This is a genomic window from Chryseobacterium polytrichastri, from assembly GCF_900142445.1.
In the GTDB taxonomy this organism is placed as follows: domain Bacteria; phylum Bacteroidota; class Bacteroidia; order Flavobacteriales; family Weeksellaceae; genus Chryseobacterium; species Chryseobacterium polytrichastri.
In genome coordinates this window covers 1-21792 of sequence record NZ_FRAV01000020.1, presented here as the reverse complement: position 1 = coordinate 21792, position 21792 = coordinate 1, and the positions used below count along the sequence as shown (strand labels likewise).

The 21792-nt window shown below is 34.2% G+C and carries 25 protein-coding genes and 2 tRNA genes; 17 read left to right on the top strand and 10 right to left on the bottom strand.

Features of this window, described 5'->3' with window-relative positions; genetic code table 11:
- Positions 1–61 precede the first annotated feature (61 nt).
- The 11 genes from BUB80_RS13210 to BUB80_RS13160 all read left to right on the top strand — a co-directional run bounded on the left by BUB80_RS13210 (position 62) and on the right by BUB80_RS13160 (position 9304).
- Positions 62–592, top strand: a complete 531-nt coding sequence (locus BUB80_RS13210) for a GNAT family N-acetyltransferase (protein WP_073293571.1) — start codon at positions 62–64, stop codon at positions 590–592.
- A gap of 78 nt (positions 593–670) precedes the next feature.
- Positions 671–1552, top strand: coding sequence for a bestrophin family protein (locus BUB80_RS13205; RefSeq protein ID WP_073293569.1), 882 nt, complete (start codon positions 671–673; stop codon positions 1550–1552).
- Positions 1553–1855: 303 nt separating this feature from the next.
- Positions 1856–2386: an RNA methyltransferase gene (locus tag BUB80_RS13200; protein WP_073293567.1), complete on the top strand. Its 531-nt coding sequence runs from the start codon at positions 1856–1858 to the stop codon at positions 2384–2386.
- 260 nt (positions 2387–2646) lie between these two features.
- Positions 2647–3222 (top strand): CBS domain-containing protein, encoded by a 576-nt coding sequence (locus BUB80_RS13195; protein ID WP_228433807.1) that lies wholly within the window; start codon positions 2647–2649, stop codon positions 3220–3222.
- Between the two features lie 2 nt (positions 3223–3224).
- Entirely contained in the window at positions 3225–4091 is an 867-nt protein-coding gene (locus tag BUB80_RS13190; RefSeq protein ID WP_073293563.1) for an NAD kinase, read from the top strand.
- A 70-nt stretch (positions 4092–4161) separates the two neighbouring features.
- Complete coding sequence (gene fbaA, locus BUB80_RS13185) at positions 4162–5232, top strand: class II fructose-bisphosphate aldolase (protein ID WP_073293561.1); 1071 nt, start codon at positions 4162–4164, stop codon at positions 5230–5232.
- A 97-nt stretch (positions 5233–5329) separates the two neighbouring features.
- Complete coding sequence (accD, locus tag BUB80_RS13180) at positions 5330–6184, top strand: acetyl-CoA carboxylase, carboxyltransferase subunit beta (protein WP_073293559.1); 855 nt, start codon at positions 5330–5332, stop codon at positions 6182–6184.
- 54 nt (positions 6185–6238) lie between these two features.
- Positions 6239–6751 carry a DUF6973 domain-containing protein gene (locus tag BUB80_RS13175; RefSeq protein WP_073293556.1) on the top strand — a complete coding sequence of 171 codons (513 nt, stop codon included), beginning with the start codon at positions 6239–6241 and terminating at the stop codon, positions 6749–6751.
- Positions 6752–6944: 193 nt separating this feature from the next.
- Positions 6945–8348 (top strand): nucleoside recognition domain-containing protein, encoded by a 1404-nt coding sequence (locus BUB80_RS13170; protein ID WP_073293554.1) that lies wholly within the window; start codon positions 6945–6947, stop codon positions 8346–8348.
- A 30-nt stretch (positions 8349–8378) separates the two neighbouring features.
- Positions 8379–8873 carry a hypothetical protein gene (locus BUB80_RS13165; protein ID WP_073293552.1) on the top strand — a complete coding sequence of 165 codons (495 nt, stop codon included), beginning with the start codon at positions 8379–8381 and terminating at the stop codon, positions 8871–8873.
- Between the two features lie 38 nt (positions 8874–8911).
- Positions 8912–9304: a hypothetical protein gene (locus tag BUB80_RS13160; RefSeq protein WP_073293550.1), complete on the top strand. Its 393-nt coding sequence runs from the start codon at positions 8912–8914 to the stop codon at positions 9302–9304.
- A gap of 14 nt (positions 9305–9318) precedes the next feature.
- Here BUB80_RS13160 and BUB80_RS13155 read toward each other — a convergent pair whose 3' ends face one another.
- The 4 genes from BUB80_RS13155 to BUB80_RS13140 form a co-directional block, all read right to left on the bottom strand.
- Complete coding sequence (locus BUB80_RS13155; RefSeq protein ID WP_073293548.1) at positions 9319–10212, bottom strand: ferric siderophore ABC transporter substrate-binding protein; 894 nt, start codon at positions 10210–10212, stop codon at positions 9319–9321.
- Positions 10213–10235: 23 nt separating this feature from the next.
- Complete coding sequence (locus tag BUB80_RS13150) at positions 10236–10634, bottom strand: ExbD/TolR family protein (RefSeq protein ID WP_073293546.1); 399 nt, start codon at positions 10632–10634, stop codon at positions 10236–10238.
- Positions 10635–10644: 10 nt separating this feature from the next.
- Positions 10645–11349 (bottom strand): MotA/TolQ/ExbB proton channel family protein, encoded by a 705-nt coding sequence (locus tag BUB80_RS13145; RefSeq protein WP_073293544.1) that lies wholly within the window; start codon positions 11347–11349, stop codon positions 10645–10647.
- A 178-nt stretch (positions 11350–11527) separates the two neighbouring features.
- Positions 11528–11989, bottom strand: a complete 462-nt coding sequence (locus tag BUB80_RS13140; protein ID WP_073293542.1) for a hypothetical protein — start codon at positions 11987–11989, stop codon at positions 11528–11530.
- Between the two features lie 172 nt (positions 11990–12161).
- Between BUB80_RS13140 and BUB80_RS13135 the strand changes: the two genes are divergently transcribed.
- Positions 12162–13958: a DUF885 domain-containing protein gene (locus BUB80_RS13135; protein WP_073293540.1), complete on the top strand. Its 1797-nt coding sequence runs from the start codon at positions 12162–12164 to the stop codon at positions 13956–13958.
- Positions 13959–14075: 117 nt separating this feature from the next.
- Positions 14076–14522 (top strand): DinB family protein, encoded by a 447-nt coding sequence (locus BUB80_RS13130; protein ID WP_073293705.1) that lies wholly within the window; start codon positions 14076–14078, stop codon positions 14520–14522.
- A gap of 50 nt (positions 14523–14572) precedes the next feature.
- On the opposite strand, the gene BUB80_RS13125 is transcribed toward BUB80_RS13130, so the two are convergent.
- The gene (locus BUB80_RS13125; protein ID WP_073293538.1) at positions 14573–15193 is read right to left on the bottom strand and encodes an endonuclease III domain-containing protein; all 621 of its coding nucleotides are present in this window, start codon (positions 15191–15193) and stop codon (positions 14573–14575) included.
- A gap of 33 nt (positions 15194–15226) precedes the next feature.
- Between BUB80_RS13125 and bcp the strand changes: the two genes are divergently transcribed.
- Positions 15227–15676 carry a thioredoxin-dependent thiol peroxidase gene (gene bcp / locus BUB80_RS13120; protein WP_073293536.1) on the top strand — a complete coding sequence of 150 codons (450 nt, stop codon included), beginning with the start codon at positions 15227–15229 and terminating at the stop codon, positions 15674–15676.
- A gap of 88 nt (positions 15677–15764) precedes the next feature.
- Here the strand turns inward: bcp and BUB80_RS13115 are convergent, their stop codons facing one another.
- From BUB80_RS13115 to BUB80_RS13095, 5 genes are read right to left on the bottom strand one after another with little or no spacing between them, the layout of a single operon-like run.
- Entirely contained in the window at positions 15765–16307 is a 543-nt protein-coding gene (locus BUB80_RS13115) for a GNAT family N-acetyltransferase (RefSeq protein WP_073293534.1), read from the bottom strand.
- On the bottom strand, positions 16267–16938 hold the full coding sequence (locus BUB80_RS13110; protein WP_073293532.1) for a hypothetical protein: 672 nt from the start codon (positions 16936–16938) through the stop codon (positions 16267–16269). Before BUB80_RS13110 ends, BUB80_RS13115 begins: the two co-directional genes overlap by 41 nt.
- 33 nt (positions 16939–16971) lie before the next feature.
- Positions 16972–18054, bottom strand: coding sequence for a mannose-1-phosphate guanylyltransferase (locus tag BUB80_RS13105; protein WP_073293530.1), 1083 nt, complete (start codon positions 18052–18054; stop codon positions 16972–16974).
- 2 nt (positions 18055–18056) lie between these two features.
- Positions 18057–18647: a SprT-like domain-containing protein gene (locus tag BUB80_RS13100; protein WP_073293528.1), complete on the bottom strand. Its 591-nt coding sequence runs from the start codon at positions 18645–18647 to the stop codon at positions 18057–18059.
- Between the two features lies 1 nt (position 18648).
- Positions 18649–19995 carry a TolC family protein gene (locus tag BUB80_RS13095; RefSeq protein WP_073293526.1) on the bottom strand — a complete coding sequence of 449 codons (1347 nt, stop codon included), beginning with the start codon at positions 19993–19995 and terminating at the stop codon, positions 18649–18651.
- A gap of 98 nt (positions 19996–20093) precedes the next feature.
- Here BUB80_RS13095 and BUB80_RS13090 point away from each other — a divergent pair, with 98 nt between their 5' ends.
- The 3 genes from BUB80_RS13090 (at position 20094) to BUB80_RS13080 (ending at position 21560) form a co-directional block, all read left to right on the top strand.
- Entirely contained in the window at positions 20094–21338 is a 1245-nt protein-coding gene (locus BUB80_RS13090) for a bifunctional folylpolyglutamate synthase/dihydrofolate synthase (RefSeq protein ID WP_073293524.1), read from the top strand.
- A 42-nt stretch (positions 21339–21380) separates the two neighbouring features.
- Positions 21381–21455: transfer RNA gene (locus BUB80_RS13085), tRNA-Val, on the top strand.
- A gap of 30 nt (positions 21456–21485) precedes the next feature.
- Positions 21486–21560, top strand: a tRNA-Val gene (locus tag BUB80_RS13080).
- The last annotated feature ends 232 nt before the right edge of the window (positions 21561–21792 follow it).

Sequence of the window (21792 nt, the reverse complement as noted above, 5' to 3'; positions counted from 1 at the left end):
GTTCACATTAATTTATTTCTCCAATAAAATATTTATTGTAATTTTCAGTAAAATAGAAACAATGACCTATCCCATCTTAGAAACTGAAAGATTGCTTTTAAGACAATTGACCCTTCATGACACCAAAGATTTGTTTGAATACTTTTCTTTAGATGAAGTCATGGAATATTATGATCTTGAAACCTTTAAAACATTAGAAGATGCTGAAAATGTTATTCAGCTTTTTAATAAAGAATTTGAGGAAGGAAAGGGTTTCCGGTGGGCCATAGAATTAAAATCAGAAAAGAAAGTTATTGGAACTTGTGGCTATCACAATTGGCATAAAGAGCATTTTAAAGCTGAAATTGGGTATGAATTGAACCCAAAATTCTGGAAGAAATCCTATATGAAAGAAGCCATTCTTCCCATTTTGATCTTCGGACTTGAAACAATGAAACTTCACCGTGTAGAAGCTTTTATTGATCCTGCGAATATATCTTCTGAAAAACTGTTGCTTTCCCTAGGCTTTAGTGAAGAAGGAACGATGCGTGATTTCTTCTTTGAAAAAGGAAAATTTGTTGATGCTAAAATCTTTGGTCTTCTTAATATCTAAGCTATTTTAAACATATTTTAAGTTTTATATAAAGTATGCAAAAATGAAAATTTTATCTTTGTAAGACTAACGAAATTTATGAGAGCCTACAATACCAAGCATTTCCTTAAAATCCTTTTCAGTTTACATAAAAGTGATACGCTGAAGATTCTTTTCCCAAGTATGATTCTTGTGGGATTATATTCTTGGGGAATCCAATATTTAGAAGTAGAATACCTTCATCTTACTTCAAAATCCGGAGTTAGCAACGTAGGGATGATTCATTCTTTATTAGGATTTGTTCTTTCTTTATTATTGGTTTTCAGGACAAATACGGCGTATGACAGATGGTGGGAAGGAAGAAAGCTTTGGGGAAAATTGGTAAACGACACCCGAAATTTTGCAGTGAAGATTAATAACATATTAATAAATGACAGGCAAGATGCTGAACAAATTGCAAGATATCTAAAGTTCTTTCCGCACTTTTTAGCCAAGCACCTTTCTAAAGAATCTACAAGGCTGGCTTTGGACGAAGATTATTCTGAAATTGAAAAATCATTGAAGCATCACGGTCCGTCTGAAATAATTATACTGCTCACTCACAAGCTCAGTCAATTAAAAAAAGAAGGTAAAATATCGGAGATTGAAATATTGTATCTCGACACTCAACTTTCGGGTTTTCTAGATGTTTGTGGAGGATGTGAGAGAATTAAAAACACCCCAATTCCCTATTCTTACTCTTCATTTATCAAGAAGTTCATTATTCTTTATGTTTTTGCATTGCCCATTGCCTATGTCATTACTATTGGCCTTTTCATGATTCCATTGACCGTTTTTGTTTATTATGTGTTGATGAGTCTTGAAATGATTGCAGAAGAAATTGAAGACCCTTTTAATAATGATGAAAATGATATTCCGATGGAAGCGTTGGCTCAGAATATTGAAAAAAACGTTCATCAGATCATGGGCTTGAAAAAATAAAAAGACATACTTTAGGGAGGGCAATCCTTATTATAATGAGTTTAGACTAACCTTTAATTTATATTCTGAAGCCATTAATACCTTTTTTAATGATAATTTTGATAAATTAGAGGACTAAAGGAAACTTCTTAATAAAGATAAAAGCTCAATTATCAACAAGATATTCAATGAAAACAGCTTATCTAGTAAGCAAAATCCAAAGAGAAATGAAGTTCGTAGATAATAATAGAAACAGATATGAGTTTATTATTAAGTAGAAGAAAGTTTATAAAGACATAAAATTAATTTCAACAACACAATACATTGGTACACAAATTAAAACTGGAAGAACTTAACAGAATAGATGTAGAAACATTCAAAAAAGTTGAGAAAATTCCTTTAATCATTATTTTAGATAATATAAGAAGTATGCACAACGTGGGTGCTACCTTCAGAACGGCAGATGCATTTTTAATTGAAAAAATTATTCTGTGCGGAATTACTCCACAACCGCCCCACCGTGAAATTCATAAAGCGGCATTAGGCGCAACCGAAAGTGTTGATTGGAGCCATGAAAGCGATATTAACACAACCATTAGTGATCTTAAAAGTAAAGGATTTGAAATCATTGGCATTGAACAAACATCAAACAGCCAGATGATTACAGATTACACCATTGATAAGACAAAGAAATATGCGTTAATTCTAGGAAACGAAGTAGAAGGTATTAGCGATGAAGCATTGGAAAATATTGATACATTCTTAGAGATTCCTCAGTTGGGAACCAAGCATTCTTTAAATGTGAGCGTATGTGGAGGAATCGTGATGTGGGAGTTCACAAAAGCCCTAAAATAAAAAAACTGCATATGTCTAAAAGACAGTGCAGTTTGAAATAAATCTAATAAAAAGTAAAAATGAAAGGCGACAAAGATACTTTTTTTTTCGTCGCGAACAAATTTTAAAATTGGTTTTTTTATTTTTCCCAAAAAAAATATAGGTTTTCAGAAAAAGTTTCGTTTAATTTTTTATAAATTAGCACAATGTTTATCAAGGACTATATCTCAAAAGATTTCCCGTGTTTTAGCTTGACTGACTCAATAGAATCAGCAAGAAACATGTTAGAGGACTTTGGATATTCCCATGTCTTCGTTAAAAAATCCCATCACTTTTACGGTGCAATTGCGCAAGATTTCCTTTATGAAGAAGAAGGAACCCTGAAAGATCTTGAACATCAGATCGAGCGATTCGCTATTTTAGAAGATAACAATATTATGGACAGCATTCGTTTGTTTTATACCTTCAATGCTAATATCGTTCCTGTTATCAGTAAAAGTGAAAAGTATTTGGGATACATCGGCTGTGAAGACATTTTCCAGGATTTGTCTAAATATCCGCTGTTTTCGGAGCTAGGAGCTATCCTTACGATTGAAACCCCTGCCAGAAAATATTCAATGACAGAAATTGCCAATATTATTGAGAGCAACAACTCTAAATTTTATGGCGGATTCATCAGCTTTATGTCCGACGAAGTGATTCATGTGACCATAAAGATCAGCAATGAAAATCTGGGCTCGATAGACGCAACTTTTGACCGTTATGATTATAGAATTGTAGAAAAATTCTATTCTGATGAAAAATCTGATCTGTTTAAAGACAGGTTCGGGTTTTTACAAAAATTCATAGAAATTTAAACATGAAGGCAGCCATATATTCTCAGAAAAAAGATCTTGATACTTTTTTATATTTAAGCAAATTTGTTTCAGAACTGGAAAGCAGAGGCGTAAAATCTGTTTTGTACGAGGTAATGGCGGAAGCGCTTCAGTTTTCAAAAATATTTGAGACCTTTAATAACAAACAGGATCTTATTGATAAAGAAGTTGATCTTTTCTTCACTTTCGGTGGAGACGGAACAATCGTAAATTCTTTAACCTTTATTGAAGATTTGGAAATCCCTATCGTTGGGGTAAACACCGGAAGATTAGGATTTTTGGCAAGTTTTACCAAAGAAGAAGCTTTCAAAGAGTTGGATGCTATTTTAAAAGGTGATGTAAAAACGAGCCGTCGTGCAGTAATCGAGGTCGTTTCACCAAGATCTGACGAATTTTTTCCGTATGCTTTAAATGATGTTACCGTTTCCAGAAAAGAAACAACTTCCATGGTAACAGTTGATTCATATATTAATGATGAATTTTTAAATGTGTTTTGGGGAGACGGCGTTATCGTTTCTACCCCAACAGGTTCTACTGCTTATTCTTTAAGCTGTGGCGGACCCATCATTTCTCCCAATAACGAAAACTTCGTCATCACTCCTATTGCTCCTCACAACCTGAATGTGAGACCCTTAGTTGTAAATGACCGAGTTGAAATAAAATTCAAAGTAGAAAGCAGAGTGCCTCAATATTCTCTTTCTCTAGATTCAAGATTAATCCATATAGAAACAGATAAAGAGATCATTATTAAAAAGGCAAGTTTCCAGATACTTTTGGTACAGCCTAATGATCTGAGCTTCTATGAAACCATCCGCCAGAAACTACTTTGGGGGCGCGACAAAAGAAATTAACAATTTATCAAAAATTCTTACCTTTACAGGAATTTTAGAAACACCTAATAAATTATATAAAAAGTAAAACATGAGCAGAATTTTCCCGGCAGGAGTTGCCACAGGTCAATTAGTTACTGATATTTTTCAGCATGCTAAAGAAAACAAATATGCATTACCAGCTGTAAACGTAATTGGTTCTAGCAATGTAAATGCTGTTATGGAAACTGCAGCAAAATTAAACTCTCCTGTTATTATTCAGTTTTCTAACGGTGGAGCTGCTTTTAACGCAGGAAAAGGATTAAGCAATGATGGTCAGAAGGCAGCTATTTTAGGATCTATTGCCGGAGCTAGACATATTCATACTCTTGCAGAAGCTTACGGAGCAACTGTAATTTTACATACAGACCACTGTGCAAAAAAACTATTGCCTTGGATCGACGGATTATTGGATGCTAGTGAAGAATTTTACAAGCAGACAGGTAAATCTCTTTACTCTTCTCACATGCTAGATCTTTCTGAAGAATCTTTAGAAGAAAACCTAGAAATCTCTGTTAAGTATTTCGAGAGAATGGCTAAAATGCAGATGACTTTAGAAGTTGAGATTGGTGTTACAGGAGGGGAAGAAGATGGTGTAGATAACTCTGATGTAGACAACTCTAAATTATATACTCAACCTGAGGATATTGCTTATACTTACGAAAAACTAAAAGCAGTATCTGATAACTTTACGATTGCAGCAGCATTCGGTAACGTACACGGAGTTTATAAGCCAGGAAATGTGGTTCTTACTCCAAAAATCCTAGACAACTCTCAGAAATTTGTTGAAGAGAAATTCGGAACTGGTGAAAAGCCTGTGAATTTTGTATTCCACGGAGGTTCAGGGTCTACTTTAGAAGAGATCAGAGAAGCAATTGATTACGGTGTAATCAAAATGAACATTGACACAGATCTTCAGTTCGCTTATACAGAAGGAATTAGAGACTACATGGTTAACAATATCGATTATTTAAGAGCTCAAATCGGAAACCCTGAAGGAGAAGAAAAACCTAACAAAAAATTCTATGACCCAAGAGGTTGGGTAAGAAAAGGTGAAGAAACTTTCTCAACAAGATTGGTTAAAGCGTTTGAAGACTTAAATAACGTAAATACTTTAAAATAACAATTTGTAAAAAGTGAAATGTATAAAGCAGTGAGTCATTCAAATACTTACCTCTTTATACATTTTGCATTCTACATTGTACATTAATACTTATAAAATGGCATTCGACTGGTTTAAAAGAAAAGCAAAAAACATTACGACCTCTACTGATGAAAAAAAGGATGTTCCCAAAGGTCTTTGGCACCAAACTCCGTCAGGAAAAGTAGTAGAACATGATGAACTTAAGAAAAACAATTATGTTTCTCCTGAAGATGGATTTCATGTAAGAATAGGAAGTGCAGAATTTTTTGATATCCTTTTTGACGAAGGTAAATTCACTGAACTAGATGCTAATGTTGAAAGTATAGACATCCTGGGCTTCAAAGATACAAAGGCTTATGCAGACCGTTTAAAAGAAGTAAGAGCAAAAACAAAGCTTACTGATTCTATTAGAAATGGTGTAGGAACTGTAAACGGGACTAAAATGGTAGTTTCTTGTATGGATTTCGCTTTTATTGGAGGATCGTTAGGTTCTGTAATGGGTGAAAAGATCAGAAGAGCAATTGATTACTGTATCGCCAACAAACTTCCTTATATGATTATTTGTCAGTCTGGAGGAGCGAGAATGCAGGAAGCAACGTACTCTTTGATGCAATTGGCTAAAGTACAGGCTAAATTGGCTCAACTTTCAGAAGCAGGACTTTTATACATTGCATATCTTTGCGACCCTACTTTTGGAGGAATTACAGCTTCTTTCGCAATGACGGCGGACATTATCATGGCTGAACCTAAAGCTTTGATTGGCTTTGCAGGACCAAGAGTTATCCGTGAGACCATCGGTAGAGACTTACCGGAAGGTTTCCAAACTTCTGAATTCTTGCAGGAAAAAGGATTCGTAGATTTCATCGTGAAAAGAACTGAAATTAAAGAAGTAGTAGCTAAGACAGTAAATTTATTAGCAGTACATGCTTAAAATTTGTAACAAATACAATACAATCTCTCTCTAATTGGGGAGAGATTTTTATTTATGAGGACTTTTAAAATATTTTTCAATACGATCCGAAGTATGAGCTTTAAAAAGATCATGCGCCTTTTATCGCTTGTTCTACCCCATCCTCTCTTTTCTTTATTAAGTTTTTATGCCACCATACAAGCTTTCACCATTGCTCAGAACCGCTTTCCCGAAACGGCATCTAATAATGGGATAGGAAACGCTTTCAGACATTCACTTTGGTGTGCTTTTATCCTGATGTACTGCAGCAAGGTTTCTTCACCCGAAAAAGCATTGGATTTCTGCAAAAGAATAACCGATATGCATGAAGAATTATTTCCTAATAAGCCCCTGGAAACCAAAATGGATCTTCATAACAATAAAATAGGTATGGATTATTTCATGGAACTATTACCCGGAATCCACCGTCAGTTTTTTGAAAAGGGATTTTTTATTGATTCTTTAATTGATAAAATGAAAGACGCAAAAGTTCTGAAAAATTTGGATGATGATTTTGCGGGGCATTTAGTTTACCTTGATGAAAAATAATTTTTCAAGAATATTTTAAAACCATTAAGTCTTATTAAGATTTTAAGTTGAGTTAAGGTCAATCATTCTGATTTTTTAAGCTAAATCATAATATTCTTAACTCCTTATTCAATCTTAATGGTTCAAAAAAAATAAAAGTTTAAATAGTTTTACATTAAATTTATTATCTTTTCTCAAATTTTAATTTAATCAAATGGTTCTCAGCAGAATTTGGTCGGCTTTTATTATCGTTGCCATTGCTATTGCAAGCATAAAGTATATGTCATCAAGTCATTACAAAACCATTTTCAATGATATGGTTGTTGGGAAGGGCGGTGATACAGTGCAAATCGCAACTCAGAAAATGAGCACGCTCTCTCCTATTGTCCGAGACAGTTTGATGAAAAAACAGAATTTTGCAGAAAGCAGAATTCATTACAAAACAGATTCTCTGAAACAAGACGTAAAAGTATATCGTGTTCAGGAATCAGATGGCGTTATCGGAACCTCTGAAACTGCCGTAAAAATCTGCATTGGCTTGATAGGAATCATGACCTTATTCATGGGATTCATGAGTATCGCAGAAAAAGCAGGCGGAATCAATCTTTTAAGTCGATTAATTCAACCTTTCTTTTCAAAATTATTCCCCGAAATACCAAAAAACCATCCTGCTTTCGGGCATATGTTAATGAATTTCAGTGCTAATCTTTTAGGATTGGATAATGCCGCCACCCCATTTGGTTTAAAAGCCATGGAAAGTCTGCAAACTTTAAATCCAAATAAAGATACCGCGAGTAATTCTCAAATTATGTTTCTGTGTCTTCATGCTGGAGGAATGACTTTGATTCCGGTTTCTATCATTGCAATCAGAGCTTCTATGGGTTCTAAAACGCCAACGGATATTTTTCTTCCGTGTATGATTGCCACGTTTGCAGCGACGTTAGCAGCCATGATCATTGTTTCTTTATATCAGAAAATAAATCTTCTTCGTCCCGTAGTTATCGCTTATGTAGGCGGAATTTCAGCGATCATTGGACTTTTGGTGGTATACTTGGTTCAATTAAGTAAAGACGAATTAGACACTTTTAGCAAAGTGTTAAGCAATGGATTAATACTTTTTATATTTTTAGGAATTGTACTCGGTGCTCTTTATAAAAAAATTAATGTTTTTGATGCTTTTATTGAAGGCGCAAAAGAAGGTTTCACTACCTGTGTCAAGATCATTCCTTATTTAGTGGGAATGTTGATTGCTATTTCTCTTCTAAGAACTTCCGGCGTTTTTGATGTCATCATCGATGGAATGAAATGGGTGGCCTATACTGCTAATTTCGACCCTCGTTTTGTTGACGGACTTCCAACAGCATTAATCAAACCTTTATCCGGTTCCGGAGCTCGTGGAATGATGGTGGATACAATGTCAACTTTCGGAGCAGACAGTTTCCAAGGGAAGTTAGCAGCAGTTCTTCAGGGAAGCTCAGATACGACGTTTTACGTGATTGCAGTTTATTTTGGAGCTGTAGCCGTGAAGAACACTAGATATACGGTAATTGCTATGCTTTTGGCAGATTTAGTAGGTGTTATTACTGCAATTGCTTTGGCTTATTTGTTTTTTGCATAAGTATATCAATTAAAAATTAAACTCCTTAAGTTGAAAAATATAAAATTTGGATTTTTTCTAAAACCGTTGAGTTTATATGAAATAATTTCACTTAGCTTAATCGTGTTCATAGAAATTCTCATTTACTATTTTAAATATATTCAAATCCATTTAGAGATTATAAAAATAATGGGATCAATAGTTTTTATGGCCCTTTGGTGGGTACCAATTTCAACTCCATTATCAGAAAAATTTAGGAATATTTATTTTTTCTTACTGTGGTTAGCAATTTGTACATTATGGCTAACAGTACAAGAAGATTTTACATCCTCTATTTTACCTTTTTTAATTTTTATATTCTTACAAATTACTCGTTTTATTTTTAAATGGATTTACAAAAAAGAACCAATACCTTTACTCATAACCAAATCTATAAATCATAGATACAGTAAATTAGAGAACAGAAAATCTGACCAAAATGATGTTTGCTATAGTTTAATTATTTTTGTCATTGCAGGTTTCCTATCTATTGTAGTTTTTTTGTAACAAACCATTAATAATATATAAATAATAAAAAGATAAATATGATCACAGATAAAGAATTCACATTACGACTCATACGTCAGTTAACTCAAGCATTAGAAAAACTGATTTTAGACAAACCTGAGGAAAGTTTAATGCAGAAAGAATTAGATTTCGAAACGTTAATGAGAGATATTTTCAAGTTTGATTTTGCTACCCTTTCATCAAAATCAAAAGAAGAAATTATAGAAATCGTCAACGAAAGACAGGAAAGAGATCACAAAGATTATTATGAAATGCTTGGGAATCTTTTCTATTTTACGGGCAGAGGACAACAAAACAATGACTTTTTAGACAAAGCAAAAACGTTCTATGAACTGTATCTTCAAACCAGCGGAATTTTTGCACTTCCGGTTATCAACAGAATCAACGAAATAAAAAAAGCACTTGAATAAAGTGCTTTTATATTTTAGAATGTAATTTTATAGGTTCCTGTTGAGGATGTGCTTGCTTTTTCAGCCTTCACATACTTTTTAACCCAAGATACCGCCGTAGAAGAAATACAGGAATCGGATGTTCCTCCTGATCGTCTTGCTGAGACTACATTTCCGGCTTTATCTACAGTGTATGCTATTGTAATTGTTCCACTTGCTGTGCAGCTATTACTAGGTTGCGCTCCACCTCTTCCCATCGTTCCGGGAATATATCCGATTAACTTTCTATCAATTCCAACTTTACTATCGCCATTTCCATCACCCCCTAAAGGATCTCCGGAATTTCCTACTCCTTCTCCAGTTCCCTGACTTCCGGCTTTTGTTCCTCTTCCTTTAATTAAATTTCCAATGGCAGCATTTCCTTTTCCGTCTCCATTTCCTGTTTTGGAATTGGCGGTTGCGGCACCTGCCTTTTTAGTATTCTTAGAAGCAGAAGCGCTTGTTGCGGCTTTCTTATCAGATTTTTTCGCTTCTTCTTTTTCCTTTTTAGGAACCGTAAGCTTTGAATTTTTCCCTGTAATAACCTTCTCCTTAACTTCGGCCTTTTTAACCTCTGGCTTGGGTTCTGGTTTTACTATCGTTTTCGTTTCAGGAACAGCAGCTTCAACAGGCTCTGGAGTTACTTCTTCTGTAGCCGCAGCTAAACTTCCCTCTTGCTCCGCGGGCTCTTCAACACCTTTCGCATTTCGATTATCTCCAAAATTAACCAACATTGTGGTAATTACCTCATCTGGTTTTTTATCCAACTCTGGTTTTAATTTATAAAGAAAAACAAAAAGCAAGATGGCAGACCAAATAAGAATAGAAAGTATGGCACTTTTTATCCTGTCTTTGTTATGCTCGTTTTTATCTGCTGTATAGCCTCTCATTTCAAAATGATCCTTACCTGTTATTATTTATCTTTAACTGTTGCAATGGCAATATTAAATTTATTCTTCTCAGCAATTTCCATAGCGAAAACAACATCTTTATGCATTGTATTTTCGTCTGCACGAATGGTAAAAGACTTATTGGTTTGATTGGTTAATTTACTCACAATCACAGACTCCAATTGGTCTTTCGTTACAGGATTATCATCCACAAAATAGGACCCATCCGGTTTAATGCTTACCACTAAAGGATTGGGAATATTATCTTCTACCGCTCCCGCTTTTGGTAGATTTACCTCAATCGCACTTTGGTTGGCTGCTGATGAAGTAATCATAAAGAATATCAGCATCAGCAAGATAACATCTGTCATCGCTGCTAAACTGAATTCGGGATTTGCTTTATTTCTTCTCTGAATTTTCATCTGGAAAGATTTATAAAGGTTTGTTGATAAGATCTAAAAATTCGCCAGACATATTCTGAGCCCTTAATACGAATTTATCAATTCTTGTTAAAAGAATATTGTAGAAAAAGTTAGCAGGAATTGCTACTGCAAGACCAACCGCAGTTTGTCCCAAGGCCGTATAAATACCTTCTGACAATGTTTTAGGAGAGAAAGATCCTGATGCATGAGATAGATTAAAGAATGCTATGATCATTCCGATAACCGTTCCCAAAAGTCCTAACATCGGAGCAATACTTGGTACTACCGCCAAAAGGTTAAGGTTTTTCTCCATATTGGCAACTTCTACTTGAGCCTGAGACTCCATAGCGCTTACAATATCTGAAACAGGGCGTCCCAATCTTGAAATTCCTTTTTCTAAAATTCTTCCTTCAGGAGAGTTTTGTCTTTTACAGTAATCTGCTGCCGATTCTATTTTTCCTTCCTTAATAAAATCTTCAATATTATTCATAAAATCAGAATCTGTTTTTGAAGTGAGTCTTTTAATAAAGAAAAATCTTTCAAAAAACAGATATACCGAAAATACACCAAGTGCCAGTACGGTAAACATTACTATTTTAGCGAAAGCCCCTCCGTGGAACATGATCTTCCAAAATGAAAATTCTAAATCGTCTGTTGCAACTGCAGGTGCAGTTATTTGTGCAAATAAAATCTGAGTAAGTTCCGTTAACAGCATTGATATGAATATTTATAAAGGTTTTAACGACAAAAATAGTGGAATATTATGAATTGATGTCTTAAAAATTGCTTAAAAACAACTTAAAATTTTTTATTTATTATCAATAGCAAATTTCTCTCCAAAAAATTATTTTGAAAAGAAATCTGATTACAAAACGACTGAGGAAAAATGAATCTTAATCCTCGTCTACTACAATATCATCTTGTTTAAATTCGCATTTGAGCCTAAAAGAAATCGGCGTGTCCGATCCTGTATAGAAATCATCAATGGTTCCTTTCCAAGTTACTTGCAGCACATCTTCTTCATTTTTCTCGAATTGAAGCTCATTATCATAGATAAAAGCCTCTTCATCGTCGAATAGATCTACTTCTGTGTAGGTTTCTTCATCAGAATCATTGATTTGAATGGTTTTTCCTGCTATTTCTGCTGTTTCGATAGGAAAATCGAAAACATTAAGCGAAAGCTGTGGAAAATTGTAGTGTAAAGAATCATCATCTATATGATCCAAGCTGTCATCCGTTATGATTTCAACCTCAAGAAAATGTTCTTGGTTACTGTAAACCGCTTTGCAATAAGTATTTCTAATATTGTATGTTAGCGTTTCGTCCGGATGGTAAATTTTTAAAATCCCTTTCATTATTTCTTAAAAAAGAGCTGTAATATATATGATTGTTAAACGTTATCAGCAAAGATAAAAAATAGATTGAAAGTGGAAAATTTTTTGAAAATTATTTTTCTAAAAATCGAGTTTATTAATAATCGGTTTATTTTCAATAATACTTACTTTTGTTTTCATAAAGATTCTGAAAATGAAAAACATTTTATCGAAAAGCATTTTAGGGTTAGGCTTAGCTGTAAGCTTAATTTCATGTAAAAAATCCGATTCTCCTTTAACGAAAGTTACTCCTACCAATATAGATTCTATTGCTTCCAATTATTATGAGCAATATCTAAAATTGTATCCGCTGGATGCTACATCACAAGGAGACCTAAGATATAATGATCAACTTCCGATCAATATCGATAAAGATTTCATTTCAGGCGAAGTAGCTTTCTATAATTCTGTTCAGAAACAATTGGATCAGGTAGATTACAAGAGCCTTTCTGATGATGATAAAGTTGTTTTTGATGTGTTGGATTTCACCTTAAAAGATAAAACTGAAGCTTATGCTTATCATCCGGAATACATTCCTTTTACTCAATTTGGAGGTCTCCCTTTAAATTTCCCATTGTATGGAAGTGGAGAAGGAAGTCAGCCTTTTAAAACTGAAAAAGATTATGAAGACTGGTTAAAAAGAATGGATAAATTCCCTTTATGGATGGATGCCGCCATCGAAAACTTTAAAGAAGGAATCAATAATAAGATGGTTTTACCTAAAAAACTGATTGTAAAAATGATTCCTCAGATGAAAGCCGAGGAGATCATCAATCCTAATTTTGAAAAAAACATTTTCTACGGCCCCATTCAGCATTTCCCGAAAAATTTCACTACTGCTCAAAAAGATAAATTCACTAAACTGTATCAAGAGGCAATTTCTAAAAAAATAATTCCCGCTTACACTAAAATGGGTAAATTCTTAGAAACAGAATACTTGCCAAAAGGAAGAGACACAGACGGTTACAACAGCCTACCAAAAGGAAGCGATATCTATGCTTATTATGTAAAAAGCTGGACAACAACCAATAAATCTCCAGAAGAGATCAATAAAATTGGACTTCAGCAAGTGGCTATGCTTCGTGCAGAAATGGAGAAAGTAAAACAACAAGTTGGCTTTACAGGAACTCTGGAAGAGTTCATCACCTTTGTAAAAACAGATCCTAAAGCCATGCCTTACAAAACTTCTAAAGATGTTTTAAACGGATTCAATGCGATTTTAGCCAAGATCACTCCGAAACTAAAAACCATGTTTAGCGTGACTCCTAAAACAAAATTTGAAATCAGACAAACTGAAAAATTCAGAGAAGCCAGTGCCAGTGCAGAATATATTCAAGGAACACCAGACGGAAAACGACCGGGAATTTTCTACGTTCCCCTTCCCGATCCTTCTAAATTCAATGTTACTTCAGGAATGGAGTCTCTTTTCTTACACGAAGCTATTCCTGGACACCATTATCAGGTTTCTATACAACAGGAAAACACAAAATTACCGAAGTTTATGAGATTCGGATGGTTTGGAGCCTACGGTGAAGGTTGGGCGCATTACTGCGAAACTCTAGGTCCGGAATTCGGATTATATACAGATCCTTATCAAAAAATGGGATATTTAAGCGATCAGATGCTAAGAGCTGTGAGATTGGTTGTTGATACAGGAATTCACACAGGAAAAATGTCGAGAGAAGAAGCTATAAAATATTTCTTAAGCAACATTTCATACGATGAAGCGGGCGCAACTGCAGAAGTTGAAAGATATATGGCAATGCCTGGACAAGCTTTGGGTTACAAAATCGGTTCATTGAGAATTCGTGAATTGAGAGATCAATATCAAAAAGAATTGGGAAGTAAGTTCAATTTAGCAAAATTCCATGATGAAGTATTGAGCCAAGGATGTCTTCCATTAAATGTTTTGAATAGAAAAATGGAGCTTTGGGCGCAGAAGCAGAAGTAAACCAAGATTAAAATAGTTTGAAAACATTATAAATTTGGCGGGGTGTATATTTAACTGCCCCGTCTTTTTATTTAACAAAATCCACCCTTTAAAGGAATGGTATTTAAAATTAGAAAAATGATAACAGAAAGTCTAAAATCTCTTTACACCAGAGATCTCAATAAATTAAAAGAAGAAATTGGATCTTATCAAAACGAAGATTCAATGTGGAAAATAGATAAAAATGTCACCAATTCCGGAGGAAACCTTTGCCTTCATCTAGTCGGAAATCTCAATACCTTTATTGGTGCTCAATTAGGAAATTCAGGATACATCAGACATCGGGAACTAGAGTTTTCATTAAAAAATATTCCAAGAGAAGAATTAATTGAAAAAGTTGAAAAAACTTTAGACGTTGTGGTTTCAACGCTTGACAAATTATCTGCAGAAGATCTTGAAAAAGAATATCCTCTTGAAGCCCTTGGATACAAAATGACCACTGAATATTTTCTGATTCATTTATTTGGGCATTTGAGTTATCATTTAGGACAAATTAATTACCACAGAAGATTACTGGATAACTAAAAATTATATTTCTGAATAGTAAAAACAACCTTTTCTAGGTTGTTTTTCTTTTATTTATCAAACATCATTTTCGTAATAAAATCCTTTTCCCCTTTTCCTCTCGCAGGCGAATATTCTCTACCATAAAAAATAATCTGAAGGTGCAGTTTATTCCAAAACTCTTCTTTCCATAATTTTTTGGCATCTTTTTCCGTTTCTACCACGTTTTTTCCGGAAGTGAGCTTCCATTGCGTCATCAATCTGTGAATATGTGTATCGACAGGAAAAGCGGGAAATCCGAAGCCCTGGCTCATCACTACAGAAGCCGTTTTGTGCCCCACACCTGCCAATTCTTCAAGTTCTTCATAGGTTTGAGGTACAATCCCGTTATGTTTTTCCAAAAGTTGCTCTGCCATTTTTTTCAGATTCTTAGCTTTTGTATTCGAAAGTCCAATTTCTTTGATGAGTTCTTTAATTTCAAAATCCTCCAATTTCGCCATTCTTTGTGGCGTTCCTGCTACCGCGAAAAGTTCGGGAGTTACCTCATTTACCTTCTTGTCGGTAGTTTGCGCAGAAAGGGCAACAGCAACCATCAGCGTATAAACATCTGTATGATCTAAAAAAATAGGAACAACAGGATATAATTTTTCTAATTCTAACTGAACAAGTTCTGCTCTTTGCTTTTTTGTCATTTAACTATTAAATTTGAACAAAATTAAATCATTATGTTGAAAGTTGGAGATAAATTACCTGAATTTGAAGGAACGAACCAAGAAGGAGAAACCGTAAGCTCATCAAAATTAATTGGAAAAAAGTTAGTTATTTTCTTTTATCCTCAAGCCAATACTCCAACCTGTACGGTAGAAGCTTGTAATTTGAGCGATAATTATTCTCAATTAGAAAAAGCTGGGTTTCAATTATTAGGAATAAGTGGAGACTCTGTGAAAAAACAGAAAAACTTCCATAGCAAATTTGCTTTTCCTTATGATCTTATTGCTGATGAAAACCGTGATATTATTGAAAAATTCGGAGTTTGGCAGGAAAAGAAAACGTTCGGAAAAACATATATGGGAATTGTAAGAACGACTTTCATTTTTGATGAAAAAGGCGTTTGTGAAAGAGTGATTGAGAAAGTGACTTCAAAAACGGCTGCTGAACAGATTTTAGAAGGATAGATTTTAAACATGAATGACACTAATATTTTCACGAATGACACAACTCATTAATGATATTTGTAAAAATATTAGTGCTTCTTGTATTTTTTTATTCTGTTTCAAAATACATTAACTCTTCATCTTCGTTGGGAAGCGTTACATGATTTTTGAATGTTAAGCCTAATTCTTTGATTAAGTTTTGGGAAGAAAAATTGTCTTTTGAAGTAATCGCAGAAATCTTTTTTAATCCGAAATCATCCATTCCAATAGATTTTACTTTTAGAGCCGCTTCATAAGCATAGCCTTTCCCTTCAAATTCTTCCAAGAGAGAAAACCCTATATCTAGGATATCTAACCCTTCTCTTTCGAAAATTCCTACAGCACCAATCTTTTCATTACTATCTTTAGTAACCACCAAATAATTTCCAAATCCTGTCCTTTCAAGTTGTGGAAGGAACCTGTTTTTGATATAATTCTCGGCATCATCAATCGTATTAATATGACGATCACCAATGTATTGTATAAATTTTGGCCTGTTATACAATTCAAAAATAAACGCTCTATCCTCCACTGATACTGGACGAATTATCAGCCTTTCAGTTTCGTAGACACTATTTGCGTTGGGTTGATCTGGTTGATTTTTTAGGCTCATCTTTTGGTTCTTCCTTTTTTTCGATTTTTAAAAGTCTCGGATTATTGGCACATTTCTTATTGTAAAGCTCAATATAGGATCCGTTGTCTTTTACATTGGTAATGGCTCCGGTAGACTTATTTATCGTTACTGTATAATGCTTTTTTTGGTAAGGGCATTCTTTTGACGTCAGTTTCCCTAAATCCAGATAGTAGTTAGAAGCATCTTCATAATAATTTCCTGCAACATCTTTAAATTCTTCATCTACAAGGTATCCATCTACCGTGGCGGCAATCGCAGCTTCTTCAATATTGTCAACTTTTCCTATAAAGGTTTTCAAGCCATCAAGATCCGTCACATAATTCATTTTTCCACCAGAAGAATAGGCAATATAATAGAAACTGTCTTCATTAGGGAAAAGGTTAAACCCTGAAGATTGGGGTATATACTCTTTTTTAGTTCCTGAAACCTTAACCTCCTGATCTTTTGCATAGGTATTATAAACCAACACCCAAAAATCTGTTTTATTATTAGGCACAATTCCCCTCAAAATATTAGGAATACTACTAAATTTTTTCTTCTCCTGAGAATATGCAAGTACTCCTAAAAGAAAGAAAGTCAACAAAATAAGTTTGAAGGTATTTTTTATCATAATTCAAAACGTGGCAGAAATTATGCCATCTTTCTAAATGAATTTCTCACCTGTTTTTAAACTTTTTAGATCAAGAACATAATCTTTTATAAGCTGATCATGATCTCTCGGACAAATTAATAAGACTTTTTCTGTATCTACAACAATAAAATCTTTCAATCCGTCAACAACAATTGCTTTATTCGTGTTTTTAACGTGGATAATATTTCCACTTGCATTATAAGTAAGAATATGCTTTTGTTTTACTGCGTTTTCGTTCTCGTCTTTCTCTGTATTTTCATATACGGAAGTCCATGTTCCCAAATCACTCCAACCAAGATCCGAAGGTACTACGTAAACATTTTTAGCTTTTTCTAAAATACCATTGTCTATTGAAATTTTTTGAACTTTAGGATAAATAATTTCAATACAGCTTTTTTCGCTTTCCGCATTATATTCACAAGCCATAAAGTGCTGTGTCATCTCAGGGAGGTACGTTTCAAAAGCATGTTGAATACTTTTTACATTCCAGATAAAAATCCCTGCATTCCAAAGAAAATCACCACTTTCAAGAAAGCTTTGTGCAAGCTCAAGAATTGGCTTTTCTGTAAAGGTTTTTACTTTGAAATATTCTGAATCTTTTTTATCTACAAATTGTATATATCCATATCCTGTGTCAGGTCGTGTAGGTTTAATCCCTAAAGTCACAAGATAATCATGCTTAGAAGCAATGTCAAAAGCCACCTCCATTTTTTCTACAAAAACATCTTCTTTCAGAATCAAATGATCTGCAGGAAGAACAATCATTGTAGCATTCGGGTTTATTTCAGCAATTTTATTGGCCATGTAAAGATTACACGCAGCCGTATTTTTTATCAAAGGTTCCCCAACGATATTCTCTTCTGGTACTTCCGGCAACTGTTGATGAGAAAGAGATACATACTCTTTATTTGTAATGACAAATATATTCTCATTGGGAATGATTTTTTTGATTCTGTCATAGGTCTGCTGAATCATTGTTCTCCCTGTTCCTAGAATATCCTGAAATTGTTTTGGAAATTTCTGCGTGCTCAGCGGCCAGAATCTACTACCGATTCCACCAGCCATTATCACACAGTATTTATCTGAATTTGACATGTTTAACTACATTTTTCTACCCTTGCTAAAGGTTTGAAAGAATACTTCCTTCCAGTAGCCAGGTTCTTACAAAGGTAGTTTTTTTTAATTAATCCCTCTAACAAATACTTTTCATTTCGATAGATAAAATATTCCCCTTTTTGAAGCTCTTCAATAAACTGAAGGGTATCATCTTGTTTTTCAATGTGAAAATATTTAACTAAATCGGGACTCGCCATAAAATTGGCCTTAGGAGACTTAGAAAACCTGGTGATGATAGGTCTCAACTCTTCCTCATACACTTCAAGACTTTCAAGAAGCATTAATCGAAAGGTTTCTTTCCACTCATTTCCATGAGGAGAAATGCGTCTTCCATATTTTTCAAATGCAATTAAATGAGCCAATTCATGGGTCAGTACAAAGAAAAAAAGTTGCGGAGGAAGCGTAGAATTTATAGTTATTTCATGGGAATTATCTGGGCGTTTTCTATAATCACCCAGTTTCGAATTCCTATTTCGTGTAATTTTTATATGAATATAATAATCTAAAAACCAATTTTTTAAATATTGAAGGGTATTCTCTGGTAAATATTTTTCTAATGATTGAATAGACATTTTACAAACTTAATGGAATTCCTGCATAGAAGTTCAATAATTTAAGGCTGAAAAGATAATTATATTTAGCTTGTGCCACAGAACCTTGTGCATTAGCATAGTTGTTTCTGGCAACATTCACGTCATAGATGGTCGTTCTTCCTGCTGTATAGCTTTTATCAGCAAAATCCAGAGCTAGCTTTGTACTTTTTTCTGTTTCCACAGCAGATAAAAACGTTTCATAATTAGCATCTACGTCAAACTGTGCTTTCTGAACATTTTGTCTTATCGTTTGTTTCTGCTGCTCAAGAGTAATCTTAGCAACACTTTCATTTATTTTAGATTGCTCAACCTGAAGTTTGGTAATTCCTTTATTGAAAATAGGAACATTAAGCGAAAGGCTAGCCTGCTGACCAAAATTGTCTTTATACTGACCAAATAAGTTTTTTTCCATGATACGATTTCCAAACGCATCATATCCTGTTGTATTGGTCGTTAAAAGGTTATTATAAAAACTTCCTACTCCCGCACTTGCAGAAAGGGTAGGCCAAAATGCTGTTTTACTTACTTCTGTTTGTGCCAAGGCAGAATTTATTCTGCTTTCTGCTGCTTTTATCTGAGGTTGATTTTCATATGCTGTAGTAAGAACTTCATCAACTGATTTTAACTGTGGCTCCAGCTGATCAGGAACTTCTACATTTTCAACATCAAAATCTTTATAATCAGATAGCTGTAAAAGTTGTGCCATTGCAAAGAGGCTCCTTCCAACATTAATTTCTGCTGTTTTACGATTTTGTTTTTCCCTTGCTAATGCAGCTTCTGCTTCCGCCAGAATAGTCTGGGCCGTAGTCCCAACCTGCGTTGTTATTTTTGCTCTGTCATATTGTTTCTGGGCATTTTCAACTGCACTCTCTGAAATCTTGACAATTTCTCTATTCAACAAAGTTGTAAGATATTGTTGCGCTATTTGTAGAGAAATATCATTTTTAATGGTTTCAATATCATATTGGCTAGCTTCTACATCAAACTGGCTTTTTCTAATATTTTTTTCTAACCTCCCATTATTATAAACCAAGATATCTGCCCCTAAATTAGAACTGTTGCTGAATCTATCATTCCTCAAACTTCCTGTTCCGAATGAAGTTTGCCCGAAACTTACACTATTAGACATACTTCCAGTTACAGATGGTAGATATTGCTTTCTTGCCATTTTAAGATTAGAATCCTGAATCTGTTTTGAATATTGATTTTGGATCACCTGAAGATTATGCTCTACTGCATAGTCTACGCATTCTCTTAAGGACCATCTTTTCTGAGCACTTAAACCCATACTTGTTAATCCCAAAACAATAATCCAAACTTTTTTCATATTCTGATTTTATGATATTAGACGAGCCAAATATAAAAAAGTTACAGATAAAAAAAATTAATGTTTTATTTTTATCAAACTTTTGAGAATTTTGCATCATGACAAACGAACAATACCAAGAAGCCGTTGACTGGCTTTTCGTACAAGCACCCAACTATCAGATAGATGGAGAGAAAGCTTACAAGCCAGGTCTAGATAATATCACTAAACTCTGTGCTTTTTTTGATAACCCTCAGGAAAAAATAAAATGCATCCATATTGGCGGTACCAACGGAAAAGGTTCTTCAAGCAATATGCTAGCCTCAGTTCTTCAGGATGCAGGCTACAAGATTGGTTTATACAACTCCCCTCATCTTATTGATTTTACCGAACGTATAAAAGTAAATGGAGCCAATTGTGACAAAGAATTTGTTTTTAATTTCATTCAGAAACTAAAAGGCCTTCCCAAAGATATTCTTCCCTCCTTTTTTGAGTTTACTACCATTATGGCTTTTGAATATTTTTATCAGCAGCAGGTAGATTTCGCGATTATTGAAGTTGGTTTAGGCGGAAGATTAGATTCTACAAATATCATCAAGCCTTTGGTTTCTGCCATTACGAATGTTCAATTAGACCATCAAAACATACTTGGGGATACCATTGAACAAATTGCATTTGAAAAAGCCGGAATTATTAAAAACAACACTCCTATCGTTTTCGGTGATGAAAATGAGATCGTGAAAAATATTATTAAAGAAAAATCAATCCAAGAAAATGCTTTTTTAGTTGATGCTACATTACTTAAAAATAGTTTCAAATCTGATTTAAAAGGAAATTACCAGGAAAAGAACATAAAGGTGGTTTTAGCCTTAATTGAGGAGTTAAGAAAGCTCAATGTATCTATTTCTGATAAAAGCATTGAAAACGGACTTCTAAACGTTCATAAAAACACTGGATTTATCGGACGTTGGTTTGAATTCTCCCAAAGTCCTTTGACAATTTGCGATACAGGGCATAATCAGGCAGGATTAGAACAGGTTTTCACTCAACTCAACTCGATTGACAAGCACAAACATGTTATTTTGGGATTTGTTAATGACAAAAAGATCGATGAAGTGATGACTTTATTACCTGAGAATTCTGAGTTTTATTTTGCAAAACCTTCTATCGAGAGGGGAAGACACCCGAAAGATTATGAAAATCTACTAATTGACGCAAAAATTATTTATAAAATTTTCAATTCTGTACAAGACGCCTATTTGTCTGCAAAACAACAATCTACAAACGAAGAAATGATTTTTATTGGCGGAAGTAACTTTGTTGTTGGAGAATTTTTAGAAAAAAATTTGGAAGTTTCCAAATAAGTCGTATATTTGCACCACTCTAAACGGAAATAACGTTACAGAGGGCGATTAGCTCAGTTGGTTCAGAGCATCTGGTTTACACCCAGAGGGTCGGGGGTTCGAATCCCTCATCGCCCACAAAGGTTCCTAACACCTTTAAAAAATTTAGGGCTCTTAGCTCAGTTGGTTCAGAGCATCTGGTTTACACCCAGAGGGTCGGGGGTTCGAATCCCTCAGGGCCCACAAAATCTCTCTTTTTTAAGGGAGATTTTTTTTGCTTGAATATTTTGAGTATTATTATATTCAATGAATGGATCAGTTCCAAAACTTGGGGACTACGCAAAAAGTTTAGATAATCTAAAAAGGAAAAACGATTTATCGGATCAGTTCCAAAACTTGGGGACTACGCAAAAAGTTTAGATAATCTAAAAAGGAAAAACGATTTATCTCGCACGCCTCTAAGTTGTAATCTGAA